1 tRNA gene and 2 rRNA genes are annotated in these 3,000 nt (G+C 54.0%); all 3 read right to left on the bottom strand.

Annotated features, from left to right (window positions below):
- Positions 1-2 precede the first annotated feature (2 nt).
- Positions 3-79: transfer RNA gene (locus tag C6W91_RS20610), tRNA-Met, on the bottom strand.
- A gap of 48 nt (positions 80-127) precedes the next feature.
- Positions 128-242: ribosomal RNA gene (gene rrf / locus C6W91_RS20605) — 5S ribosomal RNA — on the bottom strand.
- Positions 243-430: 188 nt separating this feature from the next.
- Positions 431-3,000: ribosomal RNA gene (locus C6W91_RS20600) — 23S ribosomal RNA — on the bottom strand; the annotation flags it as partial.

Genomic DNA, 3,000 nt, shown 5'->3' with positions numbered 1-3,000 from the left:
GTTGGTTGCGGGAGCAGGATTTGAACCTGCGACCTTCAGGTTATGAGCCTGACGAGCTACCGGGCTGCTCCATCCCGCGGAGATTGTTGGTTATGATCGTTAGAGAGATTTTTTTGGTATTTACTAGGTTTGGCGGTGACCTACTCTCCCAGGGCTTAAGCCCAAGTACCATTGGCGCGACGGCACTTAACTTCCGGGTTCGGGATGGGACCGGGTGTTTTGCTCGTGCTATGACCACCAAACCGAGTAAATACCAAAAGCCTCCGGCTTTTGGTATTTGCGGCAGGCAGGATATTTGCGAAGCAAATGCCCGTTGCCGCAGGCCCGTTATGTCACGGGTCGTTTTCCAAAAGCGGAAGGTTTTTAGATCAACGTTTTGTCCAAGTTTCGTTTTGCTTTTTGGTGTTTACGAGACTGTCTGTTACTGGAACAGATCAAGCCTATCGGGCGATTAGTACCGGTCAACTGAATGCATTGCTGCACTTACATCTCCGGCCTATTGACGTGGTGGTCTTCCACGGCCCTCAGGGATACCTTGTTTTGAGGGGGGCTTCCCGCTTAGATGCCTTCAGCGGTTATCCTTTCCGATCATAGCTACCCTGCACTACCGTTGGCACGATAACAGGTCCACCAGTGGATCGTTCACCCCGGTCCTCTCGTACTAGGGGCAACTCCTCTCAAGTATCCTACACCCACGGCAGATAGGGACCGAACTGTCTCACGACGTTCTAAACCCAGCTCACGTACCTCTTTAAACGGCGAACAGCCGTACCCTTGGGACCTGCTCCAGCCCCAGGATGAGATGAGCCGACATCGAGGTGCCAAACACTGCCGTCGATATGGACTCTTGGGCAGTATCAGCCTGTTATCCCCGGCGTACCTTTTATCCGTTGAGCGATGGCCCTTCCACTCGGGACCACCGGATCACTATGGCCGACTTTCGTCTCTGCTCGACTTGTCAGTCTCGCAGTCAGGCTGGCTTCTGCCATTGCACTCAACGAGCGATTTCCGACCGCTCTGAGCCAACCTTCGCGCGCCTCCGTTACGCTTTAGGAGGCGACCGCCCCAGTCAAACTACCCGCCACGCAGGGTCCCGGATCCGGATAACGGACCGCGGTTAGACATCAAGAGTGCGAAGGGTGGTATCTCAAGGGAGGCTCCACCGGAACTAGCGTTCTGGTTTCGATGCCTACCACCTATCCTGCACATCACAATCCTGATGCCAGTGCGAAGCTGTAGTAAAGGTGCACGGGGTCTTTCCGTCTAACCGCGGGAAGCCTGCATCTTGACAGGCAATTCAATTTCGCTGAGTCGATGTTGGAGACAGCGGGGAAGTCGTTACGCCATTCGTGCAGGTCGGAACTTACCCGACAAGGAATTTCGCTACCTTAGGACCGTTATAGTTACGGCCGCCGTTTACCTGGGCTTCAATTCGGAGCTCTCACTCCTCCTTTTAACCTTCAGGCACCGGGCAGGCGTCAGACCCTATACGTCGTCTTGCGACTTCGCAGAGCCCTGTGTTTTTAATAAACAGTCGCCACCCCCTGGTTTGTGCCCCCGGATCCAAGTTGCCTTGAACCCGGGCCTCCTTCTCGCGAACTTACGGAGGTATTTTGCCGAGTTCCTTCAACATCGTTCTCTCAAGCGCCTTGGTATTCTCTACCAGTCCACCTGTGTCGGTTTAGGGTACGGTCTGATGGAGGGCTATTTCCAGGGACTGCTCAGCAGCCCAACCAATCCGATAAGGCTGAACTACAGTCGCAATCCGTCACATCCTCCTGGCCCAGGAATATTAACCTGGTTCCCATCGCCTACGCCTTTCGGCCTCGGCTTAGGGGCCGGCTTACCCTGCTCAGATTAGCTTTAAGCAGGAACCCTTGGACTTTCGGCGAGAGTGTCTCTCACACTCTTTGTCGCTACTCATGTCATCATTCTCGCTAGTGATCTCTCCACCGGATGGCTCACGCCCCGGCTTCATCGAAAGCCTCTTGTCTCCAATCTTCCCGAAGGAAGTAAGGAGACATGAGACTATGTCACACTACGCTCTGCTACCATGCACTATGTGCATCCTCGGCTTCGGCTCATGGCTTGAGCCCCGTTACATCTTCGCCGCAGGACAACTTATTTAGACCAGTGAGCTGTTACGCTATCTTTAAAGGATGGCTGCTTCTAAGCCAACCTCCTGGTTGTTTTGGTCGTCCCACCTGCTTTCCCACTTAGCCATGAATTGGGGGCCTTAGCCGGAGGTCAGGGTTGTTTCCCTCTCCACTACGGACGTTAGCATCCGCAGTGTGTCTGCCATCTAGTACTCCCGGGTATTCGGAGTTTGGTTAGGATCAGTAAGCCTGTGGGGCCCCATTACCCATCCAGTGCTCTACCCCCCGGGGTATTCGGATGACGCTCTACCTAAATAGATTTCGCAGAGAACCAGCTATCTCCGAGTTTGATTGGCCTTTCACCCCTAGGCACAGCTCATCCCGATCTTTTTCAACAGATGTGGGTTCGGTCCTCCAGTGCGTGTTACCGCACCTTCAACCTGGCCATGCCTAGATCACTCGGTTTCGGGTCTGATCCCACGAACTCATTCGCCCTATTAAGACTCGCTTTCGCTGCGCCTTCGCCTAGCGGCTTAAGCTTGCTCGTGAGACCAAGTCGATGACCCATTATACAAAAGGTACGCTGTCAGCCCTCAAGGGGCCTCCAACTGATTGTAGGCGTTCGGTTTCAGGTACTGTTTCACTCCCCTCGTCGGGGTGCTTTTCACCTTTCCCTCACGGTACTGGTTCACTATCGGTCAGTAAGGAGTACTTAGCCTTCGAAGGTGGTCCTCCGATCTTCAGACAGAATTTCACGTGTTCCGCCCTACTTAATACGTCCATCAAAGCTTCCTGTACGGGGCTATCACCCGCTATGGCTGCGCTTCCCAACGCATTCCAGTCACTTCTCTGGCTCGGCTGGTCCCCGTTCGCTCGCCGCTACTAAGGGAGTATCAATTGATGT

This window comes from Phaeobacter sp. SYSU ZJ3003, assembly GCF_041300735.1.
Lineage (GTDB): Bacteria > Pseudomonadota > Alphaproteobacteria > Rhodobacterales > Rhodobacteraceae > Phycobacter > Phycobacter gallaeciensis_A.
This window is presented reverse-complemented; position numbering and strand designations above follow the sequence as displayed.